The following is a 25,697-nucleotide window of genomic DNA, read 5'->3' as shown; positions in this document are numbered from 1 at the left end:
CTTCCGGTGAACGGGTTGCTCGTGCTCTCCCCCACCGGCACGAAGCCGCCGGTGCCCCAGATGCCCGACGAGGCCGCCGTGGTGCTGGTCGCGACCGCGTCGATGTTCGCGGTGAGCCGGTAGCGGCCCGCGAGGTTGGCCCCCATCAGCTGCAGCTGGTGCAGGTTCGAGACCGCGACCACGCCGCTGGTGTCCGCCGGCGCGGCCTCCGAGCGCAGGATCGGCCGCATGTCCCCGGCCTAGTACCAGACGGTGGAGAAGTCGAAGCCACCGTAGTTCGAGGCGACGCGCGCCTGCGCCGTGGTCAGCCCGGTCGTGCCCGGGGACGAGCCGGCGCCGCTGCTCGTCATCCCGGTACTGTCCGTGTCCCAGTAGGCGTTCGTCAGCGCGCCGATGCTGCCGCCGAAGAGGCCGCCGACGAAGGAGGAGCCTGTGACGCGGCCGGTGGCGTAGACCTCACTCACCGTGCCCCTGTGGTAGCCGACGAGGCCGCCCACGTAGAAGGAGCCCGTGACGCTGCCGGTGGCGTAGGACTGGCTTATCGTGCCGCTGTTGTGGCCGACGAGGCCGCCCACGTAGTCACCGGATCCCGAGACGCTTCCGGTTGCGTAGGACTGCGCCACCGTGCCGCCGCTGTCGTTCACGCCGACGAGGCCGCCCACGCTGGGGGCTTTCGCTCCGCCCGTAACGCTTCCGGTGGCGTAGGACTGGATCACCGTGCCGCCGTTCTGGCCGACGAGGCCGCCCACGGCGGAGTTGCCCGAGACGCTGCCGCCGACAAGTCCGAAGTCTCCGACACGGCCGCCGCTGCCGATGATGCCGAACAGTCCGACGTAGCTCTGGCTCGGCCGGGTGATGGTCAGCCCGGTGATCGTGTAGCCCGCCCCGTCCAGACTTCCGGTGAACGGGTTGCTCGTGCTCTCCCCCACCGGCACGAAGCCGCCGGTGCCCCAGATGCCCGACGAGGCCGCCGTGGTGCTGGTCGCGACCGCGTCGATGTTCGCGGTGAGCCGGTAGCGGCCCGCGAGGTTGGCCCCCATCAGCTGCAGCTGGTGCAGGTTCGACACCGCGCTCACGCCGCCGACCGCCGGCGCGGCTTCCGAGCGCAGGATCGGGCGCAGGTCCCCGGCCTGGTACCAGACGGTGGAGAAGTCGAAGCCACCGTAGTTCGAGGCGGCGCGCGCCTGCGCCGTGGTCAGCCCGATCGCGCCCGGGGACGAGCTGCTGCCGACGCCGCTCATCGTCCCGGTGCTGTCCGTGTCCCAGTAGGTGTTCGTCAGCGTGCCGGCATTAAAGCCGATCAGCCCGCCCAGGTAGGAGCCGCTGCTGGCGACGGCCCCGGTCGCGTAGGCGTTGCTCACCTGGCGGGCATTGACGCCGATCAGCCCGCCCACGTTGGAGCTTCTGCCGGTGACGGCCCCGGTGGCGTAGGCGTTGTTCACCGTGCCATAGTTGAAGCCGACCAGCCCGCCTACTCCGTTGTCGCCGCCGGTGACGGCTCCCGTGGCGGAGGCGTTGCTCATCGTGCCGTCATTGAGGCCAACCAGCCCGCCTACTCCGCCGCGGCCGGTGACGGCTCCGGTGGCGTAGGCGTCGCTCACCGTGCCGGCGTTGCGGCCAACCAACCCGCCCACGTTGGAGCCGCCGGCGATACGGCCGCCCTCCAGGCCGAGGTTCGTCACCGTGCCACCGTCGAGATTGCCGATCAGACCGACATAGTTCTGGCTCGGCCGGGCGATCGTCAGTCCGGTGACGGTGAACCCCGCCCCGTCGAACGAGCCCGTGAACGGGGCGGCGCGGGCGTCGCCCACCGGCGCGAAGCCCGCGCCGCCGTTCCAGGCCGCGGTGCCCGCGGCGTCGATGTCGCCGGCGAGCCGGTAGTTCGCCGCCCGGTAGGCCGGTGACGTGCCCATCCCCTGCACGCCGTAGATGTCGGTCAGCCGGTACGGGCTTGCCGATGTGCCCGCCCCGCCCGCAGCCCGCAGGAACGAGCCGCCGTCGACCTGGAAGTCGCCCGCCGCGAAGCCCGGCAGGGTCGCAGCGTTCTGCACCCAGTCGCCCGAGGCCCAAGTGAAGTGCGCCACCGAGATGCCGGTGGTGGCCGTGGAGGTGCCAGTGCCCGCCGCGATGGTTAGCCCGCCTGCCGGCGCGGTGATCGCGCTGTTCAGCGTCACCGCGCCCGCCGCCTGCAGGGTCAGCGTCGCCCCGGTGTTCCAGGCCAGCGGCGTGGAGGCCGCCAGGGTGATGGCGCCGGTCTGGCCGCCGCCCGAACCGGTCGAGACCGTCACGTTGGCCGAGCCCAAAGCCGTCAGCAGCGTCGTGGCGTTGATCACCGAGCCGTTGGCGGTGGCGGTGAAGCCGCCGCCGGTGGTCTGCGCGCCCGACGTGATGGTGACGTCGTAGGGATCGAGCAGCAGCGTGCCGAAGGCGCCTTTCGCGGCGGTCAGGTCCGTCCGGCCCTCGTAGGACAGGACGCCCTTCGACGACACCTCCGTCTGGCCGCCGTCGCCCCCCGCCGCCCCGCCGCGCGCCGTGATCGTGCCGGAGAAGCGCGTCGCGCCGTCCGACCACACCACGACGTCGCCGCCGACGCCAGCCCGCGTCGCGTCCGCGCGGATCACGCTCGCCGCGTCCACGCTCACCCGCTCGGCCCGCGCCAGCGGTCCCTGGCCCATCCGGCCGCCGCCGACCCGCACCACGCCGCCGCCCGCCGCGCCCGAGGCCTCGATCCGCGCGGCCTGCGTGGCGATCTCGGGCGCCGTGGCCACCACGCGTCCGCCCCGGCCGGTGCGGCCCTCCGCCAGGAGCCGGCCCGACAGCGCGAGATGCTCCGACGCCTTCAGCCGCGCCCGCCCGCCGGTCGCGCCCGACACGTCCACCGTGCCGGCCACCGTGACGTGGCGCCCGGCGACCCGCACCCGCCCGCCCGCCTCGGCGCCGGCCACCGAGGCGTCGAGCCGCGCCGTCGGGCCCACGACCACGCGGCCCTCGCCCCCCGACAGGGTGATGCGGCCGTTCGTCCCCGAGACCGAGCGCGCCTCGATCGTGCCCGACAGGTTCACCGCCTGCCGCGCCATGTCCCGTGCCGCCGCCGCCGACAGCGTCACCGAGCCGCCGTCGGCCGCGATCGTGCCCGAATGCGTGACCAGCGCGCCGCGGCCCCGACCCCGCGTCGGTACCGCCACCTGCAGGAAGCCGTCCCCCGACAGGTCGAGCGTCGCCCGCTCGCCCGCGCCGAGCCCGACCCGGCCCAGCGGCACCGAGATCGTGCCGGTATTGCTCACGCTGCCGCCGATCAGCGCGGCGTAGCCGCCGCGCCTGATGGTGATCGCTCCGTGGTTCGTCACCGGCGCCGAGGCGCCCGAGCCGCGGAACTGCCGCCGCCCCCCCTTGAAGTCCTCATCCGAGATGCCGAGCGAGGAGGCGACGAAGCCGGCCGCATTGACCTGCCCCGAACGGGTGATCGTCACGCCGTTGGGGTTGACGAGATAGACCTGTCCGGTGGCGTTGAGCTGCCCGGCGATGGTCGAGGGCGTGGCGCCGGTCACCCGGTTCAGGAGCGCCGCGTTCGCGCCCGGCTGGCGGATGTCGACGCAGTGGCCCTGGCCGACGGAGAAGCCCTGCCAGTCGACGATCGCGGTCTGGCTCGACTGCGTGATCGCCAGGGCGCCACCCTGGGGCGTGCCGATCGTCACCCCGCCGGAGATCACCTGCCCGCCGCGCGGCAGCGGCTCGGCCCGCAACGGCCCAGGGCCGAGCGACAGGCCGAGCGGAAGGCCGACGCCGACCAGGGCGGTCGAGGCCAGCAGCGCGCGGGTGAGGGCGCGGGCACAGGGCGCGGCGGAAGGGGCCATGGCGATCGGTGCCTCAGAACTGCAGGGCGGTGGTGAAGGTCAGGCGGGTGTCGTCGGGCAGCCCGTCCGAGCGCTCGGCCCGGCCGAGTTCGAGGCTCAGCGCCGCCTGGGTGAAGCTCAGGCCCGGGGCCGCGGCCAGCCGCAGGCCGGCGCCGTAGGCCGTGCCCCGTACCATCGCCCGTTCCAGCGCGGTGGGGCGCTGCTGGCGCGTCAGGCCGAAGGCACCGAAGGCGTAGGGCGCGATCACCACGGCGCCGGGCGTGGTGTCGCCCGAGGGGAGACCGCTGCCGAGCTGGGCCGGGATCGAGGGCAGCCCGAACGGCAGGGTGACCGGCACGACGAACGGCGCCTGCAACTCGGCGCGCACGACGAACCCCTCGTCGCCCTGGAACAGGCCGGCATCGAAGCTCGACAGCCCCGCAAGGTTGGCCAGGCCGATCTGCTCGGAGCGCGGCAGCGCCTGGTTGAACGCGGTCTGGGCGCGGGCGCGCAGGTCGAGGGCGAGGTGCTCGGCCAGGGGCTGGGTCAGGGCCAGCGCCGCCTCCAGCTTCTGGAACTCCGGCCGCACGCCCTGGCGCGACAACGGGGCCCGGCCCGAGCCCGGCGGCGGCGCGGCGCGGGCGCCGAGACCGTCGAGGCCGAACGCGGCGGACAGCCGGGCGGTGACCACGGCTTCGGTGGGGGACAACCAGACCAGGTCGGCGCCGGTGCGGGCGATGCGCAGGCGGTCGAGGCTGAACGGCGCCTCCACCGGGGTGATCACATCGACGCGCTCCGCCTGCGCGTCGAAGGCGGCCTCCCAGTTCAGGGTGACGGCGCGCGCGCGGATCAGGGGGGCGCGCAGCCGGGCCGAAGCGCGCGAGAAGTCCGAGGCGATGCCGAGGGTGCCGGGCCGCGCCCGCGGCGCGGTGCGGGCGTCGGTGGTCTCCAGGGTCAGGGTCAGCCCGTCGATCCCCAGCGGCAGGATCAGCACGACGGAGAGCGCGCGGTTGCGCGGCTCGCCGCCGAGGAAGCTGCGCGCGCCGCCGGTGTAGGGCGCACCCGAGGCGCGGACATACAGGCTCTCGCCGTTCCCGGTGGGCGAGTTGAGGTCGAGGCCGGTGCCCAGCGTATAGGTGCCGAGGCTCGCTGCCAGGACGTTGTCGGTGGAGACGAGACCGGTGACGGGCTTGTAGCGCGCCTCGACCGCCAGCACGGTGGCACCGGCCCGCGACCCGGCGGCCAGCGTCGAGCGCAGCACGGTGCCGGGGGTGTCGCCGGCGATGAGCACGCGGCGCTCGATCTCGGCGAGCGTCAGGCCCGGGCGTCCCACCAGTGGCGCCAGCACGGCGGCGACCCGGGCGCGGATCTCGCCCGGCAGGGCGGCGGTGTCGATGCGCTCGATCTGCCCGTCGATGACGCGCAGGCGCACGGCGCCGCCGTCGCGCAGTCGCTGCGCCGGCAGGACGACGCGGACCAGAGCCAAGCCCTGCGCGGCATAGGCCTGTTCGAGGTCGCGGGCGGCGGCGAACAGGTCGGCGACGGTGACCGTGCGGCCGGACAGGCGCGCGGCGAGCTCGGCCGCGCGCGCGTCAGGAGCCTCGGTGCCGCCCTCGATGCGCAGGCGCCCGACCCGCAGCGAGAGCCGTTCGGCGCCCTCCGGCGCGGTGGGCCCGACGCCCTCGGGAATGGCGAGACCGCCACCGCTGCGCTGGAGGGACGGGCTGAACGACGGCGGGGTGATCTGCGAGGCGGTCTGGGCCTGGGCGAATCCGGTGAACGGCCCTCCGGCGACGCACAGGGCGGCGAGCGCGAGGCGGGCGCGACGTGCGCTGGGCATGGCAGCAGCGTTTCCCTTCAGCACTCGCCCGGTCCGCACACGACCGCGATCGAGATCAGGCTGCGATCGAGGAACCTTCCAACGCGATGACGCATGACCAAGCCTTCTCGACACCAAGCAACCTCGACGCAGTAGATCCCGCGATGACCGGCGTTCATCACGCTCCTTGTTCAACGACGGACCGGATTTGATGATTCCCGGAACTCCCAAGACCTCTGATTTTCTTGATCCATGTTCTCGGCGTAAAAACGTCCGGACATCGACTGAATAGGAAAAATTGCTATAGCCTGGAATTTGCGATATCGATAATCTTACGATCGCAATATCAGTACATCCCTATCGCAGAGTTCGCAGGGTGTGCCGTTCCATGTCAACATAAGTCGACGTCGCGGGGAGCCGAGTCGGTCGATGCGTCTCGGAAATCGACGGTTTCGAGACGCATCGACCGCTCTCGCCGCGGACGACACGGATTCATTTCGCGCGGCGCGCCCCTCACCGGCCTCGCCCGCCGAGGACCACGATGCCCACCGTCCGCCACCTGCGCTTCGACCCTGAGACGTATCCCGACCCACTCGCCCGGGCCGAGGCGTGGCACGACGCCTTCGCCCCTTCCGCCGTCCCAGTCCTGACCCCCGAGCAGACCCGGACGCTGTCCGGCCGCCTCGACCTGCACCCGCTGGGCCAGGTGGTTCTCGTTCAGATCGCAGCTTCGCCCCAGACGCTGGTGCGCGACCGGGCGCTGCTGTCGCGCCTGACCTACGACCACCTCATCTTCGACCTCTTCCTCGAAGGCAGCGCCCGCGGGCATGCCGGGGGGCGCCCGTTGGCGATCGAGGCGGGCGACTGCGTGATGTTCGATCTCAAGCGGACGATGCATCTCCGGATCTCGGCGTTTCGCCTGCTGGCGCTCATCCTGCCGCGGCGCCTCCTGGCGACGCGGGTCGGCGCGCTGGGTCCGGTGGACGGCCTGGTGTTCCCGGCCGGGAGCCCGGAGGCGCGCCTCCTGTCGGCGACGCTGAGCGAGCTCGTGGCGCAGGCGCCGCGCCTGACGGAGGCGGGCGGCGCGGCGCTGGGCCTCGGCGTCGCCGGCGTGATCGCGGCCTGCGTGGCCGCTCGGACCGCGGATGAGGCTCCGGGTGGGGCAGGGCGTCCGGCTGCGGATGCGAATGCCGTGCAGCTTCGGCGGCATCTGGAGCGCCACGCGATGGACCCGGCCTTCGACCCGGCGCGGCTGGCGGCGGAGTTCGGATTGTCGCGCGCCGGACTGTATCGCGCGTTCCGCTCCAAGGGCGGCGTGGCGGCGGCGATCCGCCGATGGCGGGCGGACCGGGCCGTGCGGTTGCTTCGCGATCCGGCGTGGTCGGGGCGCTCGGTCGAGGCGGTGGCGCGCGCGAGCGGGTTCACGGATGCACGCGTGCTGCGCCGGGCGCTCCGGGATCTCCACGGAATGACCTCGGCCCAAATGCGGCCCGGCTTGCTTCGGGACGGTCATCCGATTTCGGGTGCCGACATCCGGCAGGAGATCGAAATGCTCCTGGAGCGGCTGTGACCCGGCGATTCGAGCGGCCGTATCGATCCATGCTGACGTCGGGCCGAACCTCGCCGAATCCGGTGGCGCGTGTTCGGCACATCAGACGAACCGGATCCCGACCCACCAAACCGGCCCATGCCGCGCGTCGGGTTTCACGGGCATCTCAAAGGCGGGGGGGGTGCCCTGCCTCGCAATCGCGTCTCGAATCGACGGATCGCGTTTGTCCGGTGGGAGGCTTCAGAACCGCGCGACGGTGCACGAGGTCTGCGCGGCGAGAGGGGCGTATTCACGCCGACGTCTTGCTGCTGGAAGAAGCGCTTCAACGGCACGGACGAGCCGGAGATCCGATGGTGCGAGCCGTCGGAGGACGAGAACGACGCTCTCATGCCGCCACGACGACCGACGAATTGGGGGAAATTGCTCTGAACGCGACAATCAGCGGCTTCGACGAGCCCGATCGAGAGCAAGCGCTCTCACGACGGCATCATCGACACACATTGGGATCAAGCGCAGGTCACCGGGCTGAAGCACAAGCTAAGCCGTAACAATCGCTGGCGCGCCCTACGGGAATCGAACCCGTGTTTTCGCCGTGAAAGGGCGACGTCCTAGACCGCTAGACGAAGGGCGCCGCTGCGGTGAGCGGTTCTATATGCGGCTTCGGGCGCGGGGGCAACGGGGGAATCGCCGCGGGTTTGCGGCTTGACGAATGCGGCCCCGGCCGGTTTGTCGGGGAGACACGCGGACCGCCCCCTGAGGCGGCCGGAGAGCGGACCTGACTGCATGACCACGCGACGCGACGGCCCGCCGGGGCCGAGGACGACCAAGCCCGGCTTCTCGCGGGGTCCCTTCCGGCGGGGACCGCCGCAGAACCAGCGGGGCGCGGCGAGCGTCGCGGCGGCCTCCGGCGACCACGTCGTGCTCTACGGCTGGCACCCGGTGGCCCAAGCCCTGGCCAACGCGGGCCGCAAGCTGCACCGGCTGCTCGCCACCGAGAACGCGATGATCCGGCTCACCGAGGAGATCGGGACCCTCCGGATCGATCCCGAGCTGGTGCGCCCCAGCGCCATCAACGCGCTGCTCGGCCCCGATGCCGTGCACCAGGGCCTCTACCTCGAGGCCGACCCGCTGCCGGGGCCGGACCTCGACGAGCTCGGCGACGACGTGCTGCTCCTCGCCCTCGACCAGATCACCGATCCGCACAATGTCGGCGCCATCGTGCGCACCGCCGCCGCCTTCGGGGTGGCGGGCATCATCACCACCGCGCGGCACTCGCCCAACGCCACCGGCGTGCTGGCGAAATCCGCCTCCGGCGGGCTGGAACACGTGCCCCTGATCGTGGTCCGCAACCTGTCGGACGCCCTGGTCGACCTCGGCAAGCGCGGCTTCACCCGGATCGGCCTCGATTCCGACGCCGAGACCGCCCTGGACAGCATCGGCCCGAAGCGTCCGGCCGTGATCGTGCTCGGGGCCGAGGGCAAGGGCCTGCGCCAGCGCACCCGCGAGAATTGCGACGTGCTGGCCCGCATCCCGTTCAGCGGCGAGATCCGCAGCATCAACGTCTCGAACGCCGCGGCCATCACGCTCTACGCCCTCAGTCCCCGCGGCTAAGGCCCCCTCACGGCGGCGGCCGATCCGGCGACCGGTGAAGCGCTTCGATCGGTCCGGTCGGAACGCCCCCCTCTTCCAACGGGAGAAGGGGGCCGCCCGGAGTCGAGACCCGCCAGGCGAGGGGACCCGCGCGAAAGGCGGCGGAGGAACCAACCGGCGAGGATATGAGGCGCGCGACTCAGCGCCAGAACGGCTTGACCGCCACGAGATCCGCGTGCGCCTCGGCGGCCGCCTTCAGCAGCGTCTTGCCGTCGGCCTCGTTGTCGCCCGCGGCGAGGCCGGCCGCGAAGGCCGTCTCGCCGGGAAGCTCCTGCGGATCGGGCACCGCCACGAGGCTGGCCAGGACCGTGTGGGCGGTGGCCTGATCGTTCAGGCTGCCGAGATGGTCCTGCAGGTCGGACAGGGCCGAGACGAAGGCCTTGTGGCGCTTGCGCCGCTTCTTCTCGGGGAAGAGGCTCGCGAAGAACTCCGCGCCGTAGCGCAGCTTCTTCGCCTCGATCCGGACCCGGTGGCGCTCCTCGGGCTCCAGGCGGTCGAGGTGGCGTCCGCGCTTGCGGATGCGGCGCAGGGCCTTGTCGAGCACCTGGGCGGCGAAGGCGCCGGCCGGCCCGTCGCGGTCCGCGGCGGCCGGTCCAGTGCGCCACCCGCCGGTCTCGAGCCAGGCCGCGACGTCGAGGACGAGGCCGCGCCATTCCTGCGATTCGAGGGTGGCGAGGACGCCGTCATAGGCGCGGTCCCGCTCCGCTTCGAGGCGCCGGCGCAGGTCGTCGAGGCCGGCCTCGTCCGGGCGACGGGCCATCTCGGCCGGCAGGGTCTCGGCCAGGAAGACGTCGAGGTTCCGGGCGTGGCCGAAGGGCTCGGTGATGCGCTTGATCTCGTCGCGCAGGGTCGCGGCCATCGTGTCCTGTGCCAGGACCGGCTTGAACAGGGTGAAGGCCGAGCGCAGGCGGCGCAGGGCGACCCGCAGCTGGTGCAGGGCCTCCACATCCCGGTTGTGCAGGAAGACGTCCTCGTTGCGGCGCAGGTGGGACAGGCAGGCGAAGGCGATGGCGCGGAAGGCCTCGCCCGCCGTGCCGTCCGGCGCCAGCGTGACCGGGCGCGCCTTGCTCGGGCGCCGCAGGGTTCCGTCGCGCAGGCTGAAGCCCCGGGCCGACTTGCTCAGCGCCCCGAGGCGGAGCGGCACGGTCTCGGCCAGGGCCTGGGCCAGGGTGAACAGGTCCTCGGGCCGGCCCTCCTTCAGCTCCAGTTCGAGCTCCCACAGGGGCGCGTCGCCGTTCGGGGTCTCGATCCGACCCTCGTCGAAGGCGACTTCGATGCGGGAGGCCCCGTAGCGCACCATCCGGCTGCGCCGCTCCACCAGGGTGGCGAAGGCGGGGGACAGCTCGGGCGCCTCGGCAGCTGCCAGCACGTCCGGCACCGGCGTCTCGGAGACCTGCGCGAGGTCGGGCACGTTCCCGGCAACGGGCGCCTCCCATTCCGCGCGGTCGAACAGGCCAGCGGTGGCGGCGGCGACCTTCACGGTCTGGACGAACGCCTCGCCGTCACGGCGGACGCGCAGGGTCAGCCCGGCCGCGCGCAAGTCGCCGGCCTCCGTGTCGAAGTAGGTCGAGGTGAGGAAGCGAGACTCCTCCGAGGCTTCCGCCTGCAGGAACGGGTGGCGGCTCAGTTCCGCGAGGTCGCTGCCCTCGCATTCCAGCTTCAACTCGATCTCACGCGGCGCGACCATGATGTGTCCCAAGTTTCGGCCCCGACCCGTCGTCCGCGACGGGGCGGCGGGCCCCTACCGATCGGGACAAGCCCGGCCCGCAGCAACCGTTCCGTGCGGAATCAGCAGCCACCGGCGTCGGTTATGGCGCAGGGCGACCCGGACGCGCGACTGAAATCGTGACGATTTTCATTCGCCCCCGACGCCGAGTGGTGTAGCGGGAGGAACCGGCCGGGGCCGGCGGGAACGAGACTCGTTGGGCGTGGTGATGATTCGGGAGCGGCTGAGAGCCGACCGCCTGCTGGTGGAGCGAGGTCACTTCGAGAGCCGGGCCCGGGCACAGGCCGCCATCGCGGCGGGCCTCGTGCGGGCGGACGACCAGCCGGTGACGCGGGCCTCCGACCTCCTCGACCGCGACGCGCGCCTCGAGGCGTCCGCGCCCCATCCCTTTGTGTCCCGCGGCGGGCTGAAGCTCGACGCCGCCCTCGACGCCTTCGGCTTCGACCCGGCGGGGCGCGTCTGCCTCGACGTCGGGGCCTCGACCGGCGGCTTCACCGACGCGCTGCTGGCGCGGGGCGCCGCGCACGTCTACGCCGTCGACGTGGGGCGCGACCAGCTCCACGCCTCCCTCCGGGCCGACACCCGCGTCACCAGCCTGGAGGGCACCGATGCCCGCAGCCTCGACCGCGCCGCGATCCCGCAGGCCCCGGACCTCTGCGCCATCGATGTCAGCTTCATCTCCCTCCGGCTGATCCTGCCGGCGCTCCTGCCGCTGCTGGCCCCCGGTGCCGCCCTCGCCGCGCTGATCAAGCCGCAATTCGAGGCCGGGCGCGACCGGGTCGGGCGCGGCGGCATCGTCCGCGACCCCGCGATCCACGACGCCGTCTGCGCCGAGATCCGCGCCGCCCTCGAGGCCGCGGGCCTGGAGATCCTCGGCCTCATCCCGTCACCCGTCGCCGGCGGCGACGGCAACCGCGAGTTCCTGATCGGGGCGCGCCTGGACCCACGACCATGACCGAGCCGAACACCGAGACCCTGGAGATCCGCCGCCTCGGCGCGCGCGGCGACGGGCTGGCGGAGGACGGCACCGCCGTCGCCCTGGCCCTGCCGGGGGAGCGCGTCACGGTGCTGCGCGCGGGAACGCGCGGGACGCTCGTCGACCTCCTGCACGCCTCCCCGGATCGGATCGCGCCGTTCTGCCCGTATTTCGGCACCTGCGGCGGCTGCACCGTGCAGCACCTCGCCCCCGAGCCCTACGCCGCCTGGAAGCACGATCATCTGGTCCAGGCGCTGTCCCATGCCGGGCTCGATGGTACGCCGGAACCCCTGATCGATGCCCGCGGGGCCGGGCGGCGGCGGCTCACCCTGCATGTTCGGGCCATCGAGGGCCAGGCGCAGGCCGGGCTGATGGCCGCGCGGAGCCACGACCTCGTCGCCATCGACCATTGCCCGATCACGGTGCCGGCGCTGCACCGGGCGCCCCAGGTGGCGATGGCCCTGAGTGCGCCGCTCGGGCACGGCCGCAAGCCCCTCGACGTCGCCTTCGCCGCCACCGAGGCCGGCCTCGACGTCGATATCCGCGGGCACGGCCCCGCCGCCGAGGGGGTTCGGGCTGCGCTGGTGCGCCTCGCGGGCGAACTCGACCTGGCCCGCCTCTCGCTGCACGGGGAGGTGCTGGTGGAGCGCCGGGCCCCGGCGGTCACCACCTCGGGCCTCCGGCTGGTGCCGCCCGCCGGCGGGTTCCTCCAGGCCACGGAGGCCGGCGAGGCCGTGCTGACCGCGGCCGTGGTCGCGGCCCTCGACAAGAAGACGAAGCGGGTGGTCGACTTGTTCTCCGGCAGCGGGCCGTTCAGCCTCGCGATGGCGCGCACCCGGGACGTCCACGCCGTGGAGGGCGAGGCGGCGGCCCTGGCCAGCCTCGACCGGGCGGTGCGGGCGGTGCCGGGCCTGCGCCGGGTCACCACCGAGCGCCGCGACCTGTTCCGCCGGCCGCTGCTGCCCCTCGAACTCGACACCTACGACGCCGTGGTCTTCGATCCGCCGCGGGCGGGCGCCGGGGCGCAGGCGGCCCGGATCGCCGAATCGAAGGTCCCGCTAGTGATCGGCGTCGCCTGCGACACCGGCACCTTCGCGCGGGATGCCGCGACCTTGGTGGCGGGCGGCTACACCCTGGAGCGGGTGATCCCGGTCGACCAGTTCGCCTATTCGGGACATCTCGAGATGGTCGGGGTGTTCCGCCGTCCGCGCCCGCCCCGCAAGCGGCTGTAGGCGCAGCGCTCGACAACCGCCGGGCCGCCCTTAGGTGAGGGGCATGCGCGCACGCTTCCCCACCCTGACCGCGACCCTCGGCCTCCTCGCCCTCGCCGGACCTGCCGCGGCGGATTCCTGCGGCGACCTCATCGATCGGGTGGTGGCCGAGACCCAGGCCACCCTGGTCAAGCGGACGGCGGATTTTGCGGAGTTCAGCGCCCCCGACGGGATCGGCATGACGCTGGCCTGCGGCGAGCTCTCGGCCACGGGCGTCCAGTTCCGGGGCACGCCGCTGCCCGCAGGCTACTTCGAGCTGTTCGGACGCGCCGGACACGCCGTCACGGGCTTGGCGGCGGACGAGCTGGCGCAGGCGGCCCGCACCGCCCGCACCGCCGCCGCCACGACCCGGCACAGCAACGTCGATGCCGGAAAGGTCCTCGTCACCTGCTCGCTCTCGGGAACGCGCGAAGCGCCCGTCACCGCCTGCGCGGTGATCGAGCGCGACGAGCGCCGCTAGGACGCGCCCGCGAGGCGCGCCTATGAGCGCATGGCGATGACCATGTAGCCGGAATACAGGAGGGCTGCGGCCATCAGGAGGTAGACGTTCGGTTCCATGGCGTCCTGTTAGGCCGCCCGGGCGCCGACGGTCGAGCGGACGCGCTGCCGCTGCGGCATCCGGTTCGCTTCAGACAACGTTAACCATGTTCGGTCGAACGATGGCAGCCGGCATGGCGGATTCCAGCGCTCGCATGTCCCACCGAGGAGCCGATGCACCGATACCTTCCCGCAACCCTGGCGATCGCGGGTAGCCTGACAGCCCTCGCGCCTGCTATCGGGGTTTCGACGGCGGGGTCGGTTCGGGCTCAGGAACTTCGGTCTCAGGAACTTCGGCAGGAACCGCTGTTCATCCGTATCCGCCCCGGCGGCGAGGCACGCCTCGGCGCCGGCGGGGCCGACGCGTTCGACGACACCGCGGCCCAGGCGGCGCGGGCCCGCAGCGAAGCGGTCTGGCAGCGGGCCGAGGCACGGTCCCGCATCGCCATCGCCTCCGTCTGCAGCGGCTGCCTCGCGGCCGTGCCACCGTCCACGGTGCCGATCGCGGCACCGCCCGTCCGCCCCGACGCGGGCGGCCTCACGCCCCTCGCGGCCGATTCACCGGCCGTTCCCCCTCCGCCCCTAGCACAGGCAGATGCCCCATGACGCAGGCTCACCCGACCAGCGGCGCCGTCCCCGATCCGGATTGCCCGGTGTCCCTCGAACTCCTCGGCCAGGTCTATCGGGCGGACGAGGACGACCTACCGGAAATCCTGGAGGCGATGTCCACGACGACGCGCGCGCGCCTCGCGGTCTACCTCTACGGCAAGAGCCACATGCACCAGCTCGGCCTGCGGGTCGCCCGGGCCTGCGAGCGCGAGGATCTCGTGCGCGTCGCCGACGAGATCGGGTCCGTAGTCTACGGCCAGTCGCGCCTGAAGCCGGCCCGCCCGGCGACGCCGAGCCCGGCCGCGGCCCCACCGAAGAAGATCAGCCTCGGCGGATCGGGCACCAAAAAGATCAGCCTCGGCGGCTCCGGCGCGAAGAACCGCCTCTTCGACTGAGCCTGAGGGTGCCCGCATCCCCCATCCGGGGGGTGGGACCCTTTCCCTGAGGCCGAGCCGCTCCGGTGGCTCGGCGCGACCGGTTTCGAGAGTGGATGCAGATGTTCGGTTCCTGGTGGAAGCTCGGCATGGACGCGACCCTGCTCGCCATGGAGTCGCAGCAGGTCATCGGTCTGCGTCTCGCCAAGCTGTCCCTGGGCGGCGCCGCGGCGCAGGCCGAGGCCCAACGCATGGTCACCGAGAAGATCATGGCCGCCAACGAGGCCGCCCTGCTGATCGCCACCGGCGGCTCCACGGCTGGGGTCGTGGCCGGCTACCGGCGGAAGGTCCGGGCCAATGCCCGGCGGCTGTCCAAGGGCTGAGCCCCCAGGATCGCCAAGGGCTGAGCCCCCAGGATCGCCAAGTGCTGAGCCCCCAGGATCACGCAGTTGCGCCGAGCCGGGGCGATTAACGCCCGCTTAACCATCCGGTTTCATCCTCGCCCGGGACGTCGGACCGATCGGACGAGGAGAGACCATGAAGCCCTTCGAGCAGCAGGTGCGCGAGCGCGCCTATTACATCTGGGAAGACGAGGGCCGCGTGTTCGGCCAGGCGGAGGCGCACTGGCTGCGCGCCGAGATCGAGCTCCTGACCCCGTCGCGGATGGGCGTCGAGGTGATCCAGGCCGCCACCGCGGACGTGACCCTCTTGGCCAGCCCGGCCGCCGTGCTCGCCGAGACCCTGAAGGCCAAGCCGAGCCGCAGTCGCAGCGCGGGCGCCAAGGTCGAGACCAAGGCGAAGGCCGCTGCCGACACGAAGGCCGCCAAGCCGGCCGCCGTGAAGAGCGTCGCCGCCAAGACGACCGCGTCCAAGACCGCAACTGCCAAGACCGCCGTGACCAAGACCGCCGCTGCCAAGGTGCCCGCCGCCGAGAAGGCCACCGTGGCCAAGGCCGCTGTGGCCAAGGCCGCCGTCGCCAAGTCTGCCGTCGCAAAGGCTCCGCGGGCCCCGGCTCGCGGCCGCGCCGTCGAAAGCGTCGCCACCGTTCACTGAGGCACGCGGGCCGGAGCTTTCCGGCCCCGCCACCGGACGACTCAGAGCCCGCTTCACCGGACCGGTGGGGCGGGCTTTCTGCTGGTCGCCGCGGCGACCCCCGCCAGGGCGAAGCCGGAACGAAGCACAACCTTGACCGTTGTCTGGCCAGATCTGGTCCCGTGGCCGCGGCCCCGGAACCGCGCGCATCCCCAGGCGAGGCTTCCATGAAGACGACGATCGCGACCCTTCTGGCCCTCGGCATGGCCGGCCTGCCGCTCGCCGCCCTGGCGGGTCCGGTCATCCTGCGCGGGGGCCCGGCCGTGATCGACGTCGACAGCACCGGCGGCGTCGGCGGACGCGCCCCCTGGAGCCGGCCCTACGAGTATGATTCCGGCGGCGACAACGACCGCCGTCCCGAGCTGCCCTATTACCAGCAGGGCCGGGGCCAGCAGACCGGCGGCCCGGCCCGCAACCTCCTGCCCGACGACGGCCTGCAGATCTTCCCGCGCTGATCCGGCGCCGAATCGCGCCGTCCCGCGGAACAGCCCGGGGAGCCATCCGTTCGCCCACGGAGCGCCGGCTTGTTCGCCGGCGCGCTGTGTAGGCGGGATGACGCGATGACCAAGACCGTACGGGCGGTGATCTTCGATATCGACGGGACCCTGCTCGACAGCGTCGACCTCCATGCCCAGGCCTGGGTCGATGCCTTCGCGCATTTCGGCGTGACCGTCAGCCACGACCAGGCCCGCAGCCAGATCGGCAAGGGCGGCGACCAGCTGCTGCCGGTCTTCCTGGACGCGGAGCGGATCGAGCGCGAAGGCGAGACGATCGAGGCCTACCGCTCGGACCTGTTCAAGCGCAACTATCTCGCGAAGGTGAAACCCTTTCCCGGCGTCCGGGCCCTGTTCGAGCACCTGAAGGACCAGGGCCTGACGATCGCCCTGGCCTCCTCCGGCAAGGCCAAGGAGGTGGAGCATTACCAGAGCTTGATGAAGGTCGAGGACCTCACCGACGTGGTCGTGAGCTCCGACGACGTCGAGCGCTCGAAGCCCTTCCCCGACATCTTCCAGGCCGCCCTCGAGAAGCTTGCCCCCATCACGGCGGCCGAGGCCGTGGTGATCGGCGACACGCCTTACGACGCGGACGCCGCGCAGAAGGCCGGCCTGCCGACCATCGGGGTGCTCTGCGGCGGTTTCCCGGAGGCGGATCTGAAGGGAGCCGGCTGCATCGCCCTCTACAAGGACCCGCAGGATCTCCTCGACGGCTACGCTGCCTCGCCGCTGGCCCGGTGACGGGAAGGGGGTGATCCGGGCGTTCTGAACCGAGCCGGGTATCGAGGCCCGGTGCTGTTCGCACCCGATCCCGGCCCCGGACCTGTCGATTCGGACAGGCCCGGTGACAACCCCGCCACGCGACGCGTGGGATCTGCATCGATCCACACATTTCCCGCCTAATCCCGGTTTGTTCCGTCCTGCAGGGCAGGATTGCGTGCCGGCTATGGATAGATGGCAAAAAACCCTGGCGCCGGGTGCGTTGATGGCGTAGCGAGCCGCCCGTGATCGCGCCTGATCACGCCACGGATCCGCGGACCATGCCCCAGCCGGCCCAGACGAACCTGAAAACGATCCCGGCCAGCGAGCCGGCTCCCCTTCGGGCGCTCATCGACGCGGCGGTCCAGGACCGCACCACGCCGATCAGCCGACTGCTCCGCCTGATGGCCGCCCTCGACGCGGACACCAACGACAACGAGAACCTTCGGCACGTCCTCCGTGCCCGGATCGGCGCCCCCCTCAGCGTCTGATTGCGCCGCCTACGAGGCGCGCGCCCGCTCCCGGCCACGCGTGCCCGGCTGCGCCCGCTTCATGCACGCGAAGTAGATCTGGCGGCCGATCGCGTAGAGGCCGAGCCCCTTCGGATCGGGTGTCGAGAACACCCGGTTGCGCGCCTCCGTGCGGCAGGCCGCATCCTGCGGACTCTGGATCGGTGTGGATTCCCCCTGCGCCAGCGCCGCCGAGGCGATGGCCGAGAGCGTCAATCCCAGCGCCGGCCCACGCCACATCCCTGTCTTCCGCATCCTGTTGCCCCCGTTGTCGTGATGGTGAAATCGCTCGGTGTGCCACTCAGGGCAGCACCCAGGCACACGCCGTCTCGTTCGCCACGCTGAGGCACTCGAACGGAGCGCCGCCGATCATGGCGCGGTGCTCCGCGGCGCCGATGCGTGCGCGTGCGATCCGGCGGCACTCCGGATGCTGCGGCAGGGCCGCCTCCGTGGCAGCCCGATCACCCGCGGCCATCAGGACCCGCAGCGCCACAAGGGTCTTGCAGGCGACGACGTCGGTGGATTCGGCCGGCTGTGCGTGGGCACGGGTGCCGGCGGTGAGCCCGAGCAGGAGGGCCAGGAGGCCGGCGCGCAATGGTCGGGTCATCGGCGGCTCTTCTCCGGTGCGGCGGATCTGTCGGACGGGGCTGGTTTGTCGGAGCTCGATGTCTTTTCGGAATTCGATGTCTTGTCGGAGCTCGAGGCCTTGTCGGACGCCTTGGTTTTCTCGCCCGTCCGCGGCTTCGCCGTGGCCCCGGCGGGCTTGACGGTGCCGGCGACGACCCATTGGCAAACGCTCGTGCTGCGCAGGGTCAGGCAATCGTAGGCGCTGCCGTTGAGGGTGAGGTGCTCGGCGATGCCCGCCACCGCGTCGCGCGGAACGATCTGGCAGCCGAGATGGTCGGCCTTGTCGTCGTTGAGGCGCGCCACGACGGTGGCCACCACGTCCTTGCTCTCACGCAGGAGCAGCCGCAGGTTCGCCAGGGAGGCGCATCCGATCGCCGGAACCGGCGCGGGCGCCGGCGCGGCGGCGGCCGGCGCAACGGTGGCCGCATGCGCGGTCGCCTGCAGCGCGCCGGCGATCGCCAGGACGAGCAGGAGGGGGCGGATCGAACGCATCGGGAGGATCTCGGCGGGAACGAGCGCAAGCGGCGGGACGCCCTCCGGGAGTCGGCTCTCGGAAGCGGGTCGGACCGCCACGCTATAACGCGCTCGCGGCCATTCCGCCGCATGGCGGCAAATCCGTCGCAGGTCCCACACCCGCTCAGGCACCGGGCCGGCGCAGCTTGCCGAAGCGCTTGATCGCCCGGTCCCGGCGCAGGCGGGAGAGCCGCTCGATCCAGAAGATCCCGTCGAGCTGGTCGATCTCGTGCTGCAGGCAGGCCGCCCGGAAGCCCTCGGCCTCCTCCACGTGCTCGGCGCCGTCGAGGTCGCGGTAGCGCACCCGGACCCGCACGGCCCGGTCGACCACGTCCATCACCCCCGGCATCGAGACGCTACCCTCCTGCTGCGGTCCGCGCTCGGGCGAAGCCCAGACGATCTCCGGGTTCACGTAGGCGGTCACCGGCTCGCCGGGCTCCATCCGCAGCAGCACCAGGCGCTGCGCTCGGCCGATATGCGGCAGGGTGAGCCCGAGGGCGGAGACCGCCAGCATTACCGCCTCGAGGGCGCGGGCCGAGTCGCGCAGGGCCTCGTCGAACGCGGTGACCGGGGTCGCCACGCGCCGCAGGCGGGGATCGGGATAGATCAGCAGGGACGGGGCGGACACGAGGGCGATTCCGGTGCGGGGTGGGACGTCACGGTTGCGCGAGGGCGGCCGGGAAGCGGGTTGCTGGCCCGTGCCTTGCGGCCTTCAGGCCGGACCCCAGGCCCGACCCGGAGACGGAATGGCACGACAACGCGGCGAGACCCAATCCCCCCGAGCAGCCCACCGCTTCCTGCGGCTGCGCGATTCCGGCGAGGTCATCCTCGTCGCCCTGACCACGATCCTCGGCATGCTCTGGGCGATCGTCCTGGTCACGCATTTCCACGCGTCGCTCAGCGGCATCGGCCAGTCCTTCTGGCTGACGCGCTGAGGCTCAATATTCCCACTCGGCCCCGACGCCCACCGCGGTGCGGCCGTCACTGCCGGCCTCGCCCTGGATCTTGACCCGCCGGGTCACGTCGTAATCCACCGTCGCCGCCGTGTCGGCGGGCTTGGCGCCCGCCTTCACGCCGACGCTGAGGCGGTCGCTGAGATAGCGCGAGGCCCCGAGCGCCGGTCCGCCGCTGGCGCCGGTGGAGACGTCGAGACTGTCGAGCCCCAGGCCCTTGCGCGCCTGCTCGAACACGTCGACGCCGCCGGCCCCGCCGGAGAACTGCGCCACGGCCTGCGCCAGCTGCAGGGCCTGGAACGGCGACAGCCCCCCCGACGCCTTCTTGAACAGCAGGCGCGACAGCACCTCGTCCTGGGGCAGGCTCGGGTCGGAGGTGAGGAGGAAGCTCGGCTGGTTGGCCGGGCCCGTCACGGCGATCCGCGCCGTCACCTCGGCCGCCTTGGTCTCGGCCACGAAGTCGAGGTCGGGCGTGGCGATCTCGCCGCCGAAGGTGAGGCGCCCGCGGGTGAAGTCGAGGCGCTGGCCGACGACGCTGAGGCGGCCACGGCGCATCTCGAAATCGCCGGTGGCCACGGGGTCCCGCGACGAGCCGGTGATCCGGAGCGCGCCGCCGAGCTCGGCGTCGATGCCGCGGCCGCGCACGAAGATGCGGTTCGGGGCGTTCACCGCGACGTCGAGGGTGGCGTCGAAGGGCGGGGCGACCTTGCCGCGCTTGCCGAGGGCCGCGACCTTGGCCCGGCGGTCGGCCCGCGCGGCGAGGCGCGCGCGCACCTCCGGCGGCGTGTTCACCCGGCGGATCTCCGGCAGGGGCTGCACCGTGGCGGGCAGGCGGTCCGGCACCGAGACGTCGACCGAGACGAGGTCGATCCGGCCGGCGATCTTCGGGGTCCGGGCGAGGGGCCCGGTGAGGGCGAGGTTGAGGCTCGCCACCGCGGTCATGAGCGGGCTGGAGACGAGCTCCGCCCGCTCGGCCGAGACCCGGAGCGAGCCCGGAAAGCCGGCGGCGGGCTCCAGGGCCACCCGGCCGTCGCCGCGCAGGGTTCCGCCATTGCGGGTCTGGGCCGTGAGGCGTTCCACCACCAGGGTGTCGCCGCGGCCGGTGACGCGGCCCTCGATGTTGGTGAGGCGGATGCCCTGGAGCGGATCGTTGAAGGACCCGCCCGTGAGGGTGGCGGCGCCCTCGGCCCGGGGCGCGGCCAGGGTGCCGGTCACCCCGGCATCGAGGGCGATCCGTCCCGCGACGCGCTGGCCGCCGACGCTGAGGAGGCTGTTGGCGAGCGCCGCGTCGAGGGTGCCGCGCAGCTTCACCGCGAGGGCCTCGCCGGGGGCCACCGGCAGGGACCCGGTCACCGTCATCTCGGCCCCGCGCCCGGCGGAGACCCGTCCGTCGATGCCGGCGCGTCCGTCGCTCAGCGTTCCGCTCGCCCGGGCGTCGATGGGCGGGAGGCCGGCCTTGCGGGTCTCGGGCGTGACGAGGCGAGCGACCGTGAGGGCGTAGCGCCCCTCGGGCCGGCTGGCCGAGCCGCGCAGGTCGGCTTCGCCGTCCAGGGTGCCGGACAGGGTGAGGCTGGGCGAAGCGATCCGGGCCAGGGCCAGGGGCATGCTGCGGAGGCCGAGCTTGAGGTCGAGGGTCTGGCCGACCCGGCCGGAGAGGCTGAGACGTCCGCTTCCGGCCGCCACCACGAGCGTGTCGATCACGGCCGAGCCGCCGTCGAGGGTGACGCTCGCCGGCCCGGCCAAAGCCAGGCGGTCACCGCCGCGCACCGCGGAGAAGCGCGACAGGTCGATGCGGGTCCGCTCCCCCGGCACGAGCCGGGCGGCACCGTCGAGATCGAAGCCGCGCGCCTTCGCGCTCAGGGTGATGTCGCTGGCATTCGGCGCACCGACCGCCACGAGGCGGACGGTGTCCAGGCTCTGGCCGGCGGCGACGATGCGGTCGGCGTTCACCCGCCCGTCGACCACGGGCCGGGCCAGCAGGTCGCGCCCGGTGAGGTCGGCGTCCAGGCGCGACAGGCCGATCGCGCCGAAGCGCAACGCGGCTCCGGTCGCCTTCACGGCGGCATCCTGGCGCCCCCCCGCCCGGGACAGGGTGACGGCGGCGTCGAGGTTGCCCGCCATCGGCGTCAGCGCGAGGGGCGCGAGGTCGTCGAGGTTGCCGGCCGCGAGGGTGAGCGCCCCCTCGGTGAGCAGGCTATGGGCGTCGATGGCGGCGCGGCCGTCGAGGGCGACGGAGCCCAGCCGGAAGGCGAGGCGGTCGAGGGTCCAGGCGTCCGGCGTGGGCCGGGCCAGGTGCGCGTCGCCGCGCAGGGCCTTGCCGGCGACGTCGCCGGACAGGCGCAGGGTGCCGTCCAGGGCGCCGGTGAGGTCCTTCAGGGCGGTCTCGACCCGCAGGTCGCGGAGCGGCCGGCCGAGGGCGCGGGCCTCGCCCGCCGTCAGGGTGGCGGTGAGGTCGGGGGTCTCCAGCGTGCCGCTGAGCCGCCCGTCGAGGAGGGCGCGCCCGGCGAGCTTCGGGTCGAGGGTGGACAGGTCCTTCAGGTCCACCACCAGCTTGGCGTCGGCGAGGCGCGCGGTGGCCCGGCCGTCGAGGCGTCCGACGATCTCGGCCCCCTCGAGGCGGGCGCCCTCGAAGGCGTAGCCGTCATAGACCTGCGAGAGCCGGCCGCTGAAGCGCGGCGCGGCGCCGAGGGTGCGGTCGAGGGCCGGGAGCGAGAGGACGAGGCCGCTGGTGCGCAGGTCGACATCGGCGCTGACCGCCTTGCGGGCGGGGTCGCCGGTCAGGGCCGCGCGGGCCGTCAGGGTCCCGGCGAGGGGCCGTCCGGCGACCTCCGAGAAGGCCGCGAGGTCGGACAGGGCCGCGTCGACGGTGCCCGTGAGGGTGTTCTGGCCGACCCGGCCCGCATAGGCGGCCTTCGCGGTCGGCCCGTCGAGGGTCAGCTGGGCGACATCGAGGATGCCGTCGGGCTGCAGGGTGCCGCGGAAGGTCAGCGCGGCCCGCGCTCCGATCGCCCGGCGCAGGGCCGGATCGGCGAGGCGCAGGCCGTCGACCCGGGCGTCGGCCGCGAGAGCGAAGCGGGCCGCGGACGGGTCGGGTCCGGCCGGCAGCATCGACAGGGTGGCGTCGACCCGCTCCAGGGCCGAGCCGCCGGCGCGCAGGCCCGCAGCCTTCAGCGTGCCGTTCACGGTGGGCCGCGCGATGGCGCCCTTCAGGCTGCCGTCGAAGACCAGGGTGTCGAGCTCGGCCTCCGCCGCCTTGGTGACGCCGCCCTCGGTGGGCACGGCCCGGGCGGAGACGAGGAAGTCGGCCACTCGGTCGGCGGTGAGGGTCCCGCGGGCCTCGAGCCGGGCGGTGCGCGAGGTCAGTTCCAGGCGGTCGATGCCGAAGGCGCCGCTATCGGCGAAGCGCAGGCCGCCATCGAGCTTGGTCGTGCCCGAGAAGATCGCCGCGGCCGGGCCGGGCAGCAGGCCCTCGATCCGCGAGGCCAGGTCGAGGGCGAGACGCCGCTCGGCGCCGATGCGGGAGATGCGTGCGGTGCCGCGGGCGCCGAGGTCCGGCCCGGCATCGAAGTCGAGGCGCGCGTTCCAGGCATCCAGGGTGCCCCGCCCGTCGAGGTCGAGGTTGATCGGCGGCGTGCCGGGCAGGTTGGCGGCCTTGGAGAGGAGGCCGCCGGCCGGCTCCACCAGGGTGGTCTTGAGCTCGAGGGTCTCGCCCTTCGGCACGAACAGCAGCCGCGCGCCGAAGCGCCCCTCGGCATCGAGGCGGCGCACCGCGACATCGAGGTCGAGGCCCTCGGACGGGGCGCCGAGCTTGGCCCGGCCCTGCGCGGTCAGGCGGGCCGGCTGTCCGGCCAGGGCCTCGCCGAGGACGAGTTCGGCCAGCGTGAAGGCCTTGACCTCCACCTTCACCGGCAGGTCGGGCAGCAGCGATCCGTCGGGCTCCGGCGTCGCCGAGACCGGGGCAGGCAGGGGACGACGCAGGACCTCGAGGCGCCCGATCTCCAGGGTTTCCACCTCCAGGCGGCCGGAGAGCAGGGCGAGACGGCGCCAGACCAGCCGGGCCCGGTCGAGCTTCAGCCAGACGCCGTTGGCGTCGCTGATCGCCACGTCGCGGATGGTGGCGTCGGAGGACAGGGCGCCGTCGACGGCCCCGATGGCGACGCGCGATCCCGGCGTCGACAGGGCCTTCGACAGGAGCCCGCCCAGGACGGTCTTCTCGCCCTCGTCGGCGCGGGTGCGGGTGGCCGGGCTGGTGGCGAACACCGCGACGCACAGGGCCGCGGCCGCGAGGCGGACGGTTGTTCTCCCCTTCGCGCGGGAGGGTGGCTGCGGCGCGGGCGGAAGGGTCGCTCTCCGAGCGGTCCGTGCGGTCCAGAAGGCCATCAGAAGGACTGCCCCAGGCTGATATACAGGGCCACCGGGCGCTCGTGGTTGCCCTTGATGCGGTCCATCGGGAAGGCGACGTCGACCCGGATCGGGCCGATGCCGGTGTAGTAGCGCAGGCCGAGGCCGACCGCGTAGCGGATGCGCTCGTCGAAATCGGGCAGGCTGCCGGCGAAGGCGGTGCCGGCGTCGATGAAGGGCACCACGCCGATCGTGTCGGTGACCTTGATGCGCGCCTCCACCGAGGCCTCGAGCAGGCTGCGCCCGCCGATGGGCAGGTTGAAGGGCCCGCGCGGTCCCAGCGTCCGGTAGGGGAAGCCGCGCACCGAGCCGCCGCCGCCGGCGAAGAACCGGATGTTGGCCGGGATGTCCTCGAGGTTCGCCCCCGAGATCGAGCCGAAGCCGATGCGGCCGGCCAGGATGTAGCGGGCCTCGTCGTCGAAGGCGTAGTAGGTCGAGCCCTGCGCCTTGGCGACGAAGATCGACGGGTCGGAGCCGAGGAAGCCCGCATAGGGCGTGGCCGAGGCGGTGAGGCGCACGCCCTCGGTCGGATCGAGCAGGTTGTCGGTGGAATCGTAGTTCACCGAGAGCGGCACGCCGACGAGGCGGTAATCGACCTTCCCGAGCGCGTCCTGCGCGCGCCCCGCCTGCCCGTCGAGGCCGACCTGGGCGAAGAAGGTGTCGGAGAAGCGGTGGCGCAGGGCGACGGTGCCGCCGGCCGCGTCGCTGACGTAGGATTGCTGCGCCTCGCGGCCCGCGAAGACGTTGGCGATGAAGTCGTTGCGGGTGCCCCAGAGGGCCGGCTTGACGAAGGTGGCGGAGAGCCGGCCGCCCAGGCCGTTCGAGTCGATGCCGGCGGCCTTGCGCTGCTTGGCGTAGAGATCGTTGCCCAGATAATAGATGTCGGCATCGACCCGGAAGGTCTCGCCGCCGCCGAACAGGTTGCGGTTGGCGTAGTAGGCCCGGATGCCCGGCCCGTCGACGGTGGAGTAGCGGGCCGCGACGCCGATCAGGTTCTTCTCACGCTCGGTGACGTCGACGAAGATCGGCAGGTTGCCGGACGGATCGAGGGTCTCGCCCTCGCGCACCCGGATCGAGCCCAGCCCCTCGACCTTGGCCACCGAGCGCCGGATATCCGACACGGCCTTCGGCGAATAGGGGTCGCCCGGCTCGGCGTAGATGAACGAGCGGACCACCGCCGGATCGAGGTCCTTGGTGCCCCGCACCGCGACCTCGCCGAGCCCGGCGATCGGCCCCGGATCGATCGTGTAGGTCACGTCCATGACGTGGGCGGCATCGTCCACCACGGGATCGCGGGCGACAGCCTTGGCAAAGGGATGGCCCAGGGCGCGGAAGCGATCGACGATCTTGGCCTCGCGGGCCAGCACCGTCGCCGAGCGGGCCGGCACGTCGTCCCCGACGCGGCTGAAGCGCTCCGGCAGGACTTCCTCGGGAAACGGATTGCCCCGGGTGTCGCGGGCGCGGATCGAGCGCAGGGTGTAGAGCGGGCCGGGATCGACCACGACCTTGACCGGCACCAGGGCACGGGAGCGCGACGCCTCGGCGGCACGGGCCGCCGACACCACGGTGGACTCGCCGGCCAGGGCGACGCCGTCGATGCGGATCGCGACGGTGCCCTGGTAGTAGCCGTAGCCCGAGAGCACGTCGGCGAGACGGCGCTGGTCGGCCTCCGCCCGGCGCACCAGGCCCTCGCCATCCGGCGGTGCCTCCTGGCGCAGGCGATACAGGGACGAGGTGTCCTGCAGCGCGCGCAGGACGTCGTCGTCATCGATGCCGGAGAACTTCACCGTGTAGGGCAGGGCGCCGGCGCTCGGGGCCGGCGGCTCCTCCTCGGAGCCGAACAGGCCGAACAGGTCGAAGGCCCGGGCCGGCCCTACGGCGAGCCCGGCCCCGGTGGTACCGAGGACCAGCGGCCAGGCGGCACAGGCGAGCCGCCAGACCGACATACGACGAATCCGCCCCCGAATTCGCGTCACGAATGGCCGTTCCGGCGAGCCCGGGGCGC

General features: G+C 73.0%; 23 protein-coding genes and 1 tRNA gene. 13 read left to right on the top strand and 11 right to left on the bottom strand.

Going from position 1 to position 25,697, the window contains the following annotated elements:
- The 3 genes from CRT23_RS08635 to CRT23_RS08625 form a co-directional block, all read right to left on the bottom strand.
- The coding region (locus tag CRT23_RS08635) for a hypothetical protein (protein ID WP_146056350.1) at positions 1-230 on the bottom strand (230 nt) is incomplete at its 3' end.
- 9 nt (positions 231-239) lie between these two features.
- Positions 240-3,854: a GLUG motif-containing protein gene (locus CRT23_RS08630; protein ID WP_103709353.1), complete on the bottom strand. Its 3,615-nt coding sequence runs from the start codon at positions 3,852-3,854 to the stop codon at positions 240-242.
- Positions 3,855-3,867: 13 nt separating this feature from the next.
- Positions 3,868-5,673 (bottom strand): ShlB/FhaC/HecB family hemolysin secretion/activation protein, encoded by a 1,806-nt coding sequence (locus CRT23_RS08625; protein WP_103709352.1) that lies wholly within the window; start codon positions 5,671-5,673, stop codon positions 3,868-3,870.
- 520 nt (positions 5,674-6,193) lie between these two features.
- Between CRT23_RS08625 and CRT23_RS08620 the strand changes: the two genes are divergently transcribed.
- Positions 6,194-7,222, top strand: a complete 1,029-nt coding sequence (locus CRT23_RS08620; RefSeq protein ID WP_103709351.1) for an AraC family transcriptional regulator — start codon at positions 6,194-6,196, stop codon at positions 7,220-7,222.
- Between the two features lie 534 nt (positions 7,223-7,756).
- On the opposite strand, the gene CRT23_RS08615 is transcribed toward CRT23_RS08620, so the two are convergent.
- Positions 7,757-7,832, bottom strand: a tRNA-Glu gene (locus CRT23_RS08615).
- 152 nt (positions 7,833-7,984) lie between these two features.
- On the opposite strand from CRT23_RS08615, the gene rlmB reads away from it, so the two are divergent.
- A complete protein-coding gene (gene rlmB / locus CRT23_RS08610) occupies positions 7,985-8,812 on the top strand; it encodes a 23S rRNA (guanosine(2251)-2'-O)-methyltransferase RlmB (protein WP_082513047.1) in 828 nt (275 codons plus the stop codon).
- Between the two features lie 178 nt (positions 8,813-8,990).
- Here the strand turns inward: rlmB and CRT23_RS08605 are convergent, their stop codons facing one another.
- Positions 8,991-10,538 carry a CHAD domain-containing protein gene (locus CRT23_RS08605; protein WP_103709350.1) on the bottom strand — a complete coding sequence of 516 codons (1,548 nt, stop codon included), beginning with the start codon at positions 10,536-10,538 and terminating at the stop codon, positions 8,991-8,993.
- A 247-nt stretch (positions 10,539-10,785) separates the two neighbouring features.
- On the opposite strand from CRT23_RS08605, the gene CRT23_RS08600 reads away from it, so the two are divergent.
- The 10 genes from CRT23_RS08600 (at position 10,786) to CRT23_RS08555 (ending at position 17,180) form a co-directional block, all read left to right on the top strand.
- Positions 10,786-11,532, top strand: coding sequence for a TlyA family RNA methyltransferase (locus CRT23_RS08600; RefSeq protein ID WP_103709373.1), 747 nt, complete (start codon positions 10,786-10,788; stop codon positions 11,530-11,532).
- Complete coding sequence (locus CRT23_RS08595; RefSeq protein ID WP_103709349.1) at positions 11,529-12,785, top strand: class I SAM-dependent RNA methyltransferase; 1,257 nt, start codon at positions 11,529-11,531, stop codon at positions 12,783-12,785. Before CRT23_RS08600 ends, CRT23_RS08595 begins: the two co-directional genes overlap by 4 nt.
- Positions 12,786-12,828: 43 nt before the next feature.
- A complete protein-coding gene (locus CRT23_RS08590) occupies positions 12,829-13,284 on the top strand; it encodes a hypothetical protein (RefSeq protein ID WP_103709348.1) in 456 nt (151 codons plus the stop codon).
- A 251-nt stretch (positions 13,285-13,535) separates the two neighbouring features.
- Positions 13,536-13,967 (top strand): hypothetical protein, encoded by a 432-nt coding sequence (locus CRT23_RS08585; RefSeq protein WP_103709347.1) that lies wholly within the window; start codon positions 13,536-13,538, stop codon positions 13,965-13,967.
- Positions 13,964-14,365: a hypothetical protein gene (locus CRT23_RS08580; protein ID WP_055952760.1), complete on the top strand. Its 402-nt coding sequence runs from the start codon at positions 13,964-13,966 to the stop codon at positions 14,363-14,365. Before CRT23_RS08585 ends, CRT23_RS08580 begins: the two co-directional genes overlap by 4 nt.
- A gap of 101 nt (positions 14,366-14,466) precedes the next feature.
- On the top strand, positions 14,467-14,727 hold the full coding sequence (locus CRT23_RS08575; protein WP_055953768.1) for a hypothetical protein: 261 nt from the start codon (positions 14,467-14,469) through the stop codon (positions 14,725-14,727).
- 154 nt (positions 14,728-14,881) lie between these two features.
- Positions 14,882-15,397 carry a DUF2934 domain-containing protein gene (locus tag CRT23_RS08570; protein ID WP_103709346.1) on the top strand — a complete coding sequence of 172 codons (516 nt, stop codon included), beginning with the start codon at positions 14,882-14,884 and terminating at the stop codon, positions 15,395-15,397.
- A 206-nt stretch (positions 15,398-15,603) separates the two neighbouring features.
- The gene (locus CRT23_RS08565; RefSeq protein WP_103709345.1) at positions 15,604-15,891 is read left to right on the top strand and encodes a hypothetical protein; all 288 of its coding nucleotides are present in this window, start codon (positions 15,604-15,606) and stop codon (positions 15,889-15,891) included.
- 105 nt (positions 15,892-15,996) lie between these two features.
- On the top strand, positions 15,997-16,671 hold the full coding sequence (locus CRT23_RS08560) for an HAD family hydrolase (RefSeq protein WP_103709344.1): 675 nt from the start codon (positions 15,997-15,999) through the stop codon (positions 16,669-16,671).
- Positions 16,672-16,970: 299 nt separating this feature from the next.
- A complete protein-coding gene (locus CRT23_RS08555; protein ID WP_055953771.1) occupies positions 16,971-17,180 on the top strand; it encodes a hypothetical protein in 210 nt (69 codons plus the stop codon).
- 9 nt (positions 17,181-17,189) lie between these two features.
- On the opposite strand, the gene CRT23_RS08550 is transcribed toward CRT23_RS08555, so the two are convergent.
- The 4 genes from CRT23_RS08550 to CRT23_RS08535 all read right to left on the bottom strand — a co-directional run bounded on the left by CRT23_RS08550 (position 17,190) and on the right by CRT23_RS08535 (position 18,966).
- Positions 17,190-17,438, bottom strand: coding sequence for a hypothetical protein (locus tag CRT23_RS08550; protein ID WP_245436062.1), 249 nt, complete (start codon positions 17,436-17,438; stop codon positions 17,190-17,192).
- A 61-nt stretch (positions 17,439-17,499) separates the two neighbouring features.
- Positions 17,500-17,805 (bottom strand): hypothetical protein, encoded by a 306-nt coding sequence (locus CRT23_RS08545; RefSeq protein ID WP_103709343.1) that lies wholly within the window; start codon positions 17,803-17,805, stop codon positions 17,500-17,502.
- The gene (locus CRT23_RS08540) at positions 17,802-18,317 is read right to left on the bottom strand and encodes a hypothetical protein (RefSeq protein WP_103709342.1); all 516 of its coding nucleotides are present in this window, start codon (positions 18,315-18,317) and stop codon (positions 17,802-17,804) included. The genes CRT23_RS08545 and CRT23_RS08540 overlap by 4 nt, the downstream gene beginning before the upstream one ends.
- A 145-nt stretch (positions 18,318-18,462) precedes the next feature.
- Positions 18,463-18,966: a peptide deformylase gene (locus CRT23_RS08535; RefSeq protein WP_103709341.1), complete on the bottom strand. Its 504-nt coding sequence runs from the start codon at positions 18,964-18,966 to the stop codon at positions 18,463-18,465.
- Positions 18,967-19,084: 118 nt separating this feature from the next.
- On the opposite strand from CRT23_RS08535, the gene CRT23_RS08530 reads away from it, so the two are divergent.
- Positions 19,085-19,273, top strand: coding sequence for a hypothetical protein (locus tag CRT23_RS08530; protein ID WP_055952781.1), 189 nt, complete (start codon positions 19,085-19,087; stop codon positions 19,271-19,273).
- Positions 19,274-19,276: 3 nt separating this feature from the next.
- On the opposite strand, the gene CRT23_RS08525 is transcribed toward CRT23_RS08530, so the two are convergent.
- Together CRT23_RS08525 and CRT23_RS08520 are read right to left on the bottom strand one after the other, a co-directional pair.
- A complete protein-coding gene (locus CRT23_RS08525; protein WP_103709340.1) occupies positions 19,277-23,671 on the bottom strand; it encodes a translocation/assembly module TamB domain-containing protein in 4,395 nt (1,464 codons plus the stop codon).
- Positions 23,671-25,638: an autotransporter assembly complex family protein gene (locus CRT23_RS08520; RefSeq protein ID WP_103709339.1), complete on the bottom strand. Its 1,968-nt coding sequence runs from the start codon at positions 25,636-25,638 to the stop codon at positions 23,671-23,673. Before CRT23_RS08520 ends, CRT23_RS08525 begins: the two co-directional genes overlap by 1 nt.
- Positions 25,639-25,697 lie beyond the last annotated feature (59 nt).

The organism is Methylobacterium sp. V23 (assembly GCF_002917135.1).
GTDB lineage: Bacteria > Pseudomonadota > Alphaproteobacteria > Rhizobiales > Beijerinckiaceae > Methylobacterium.
Note: the sequence above shows the minus strand (reverse complement) of the source record. Positions and strands in the feature narration are given on the sequence as shown.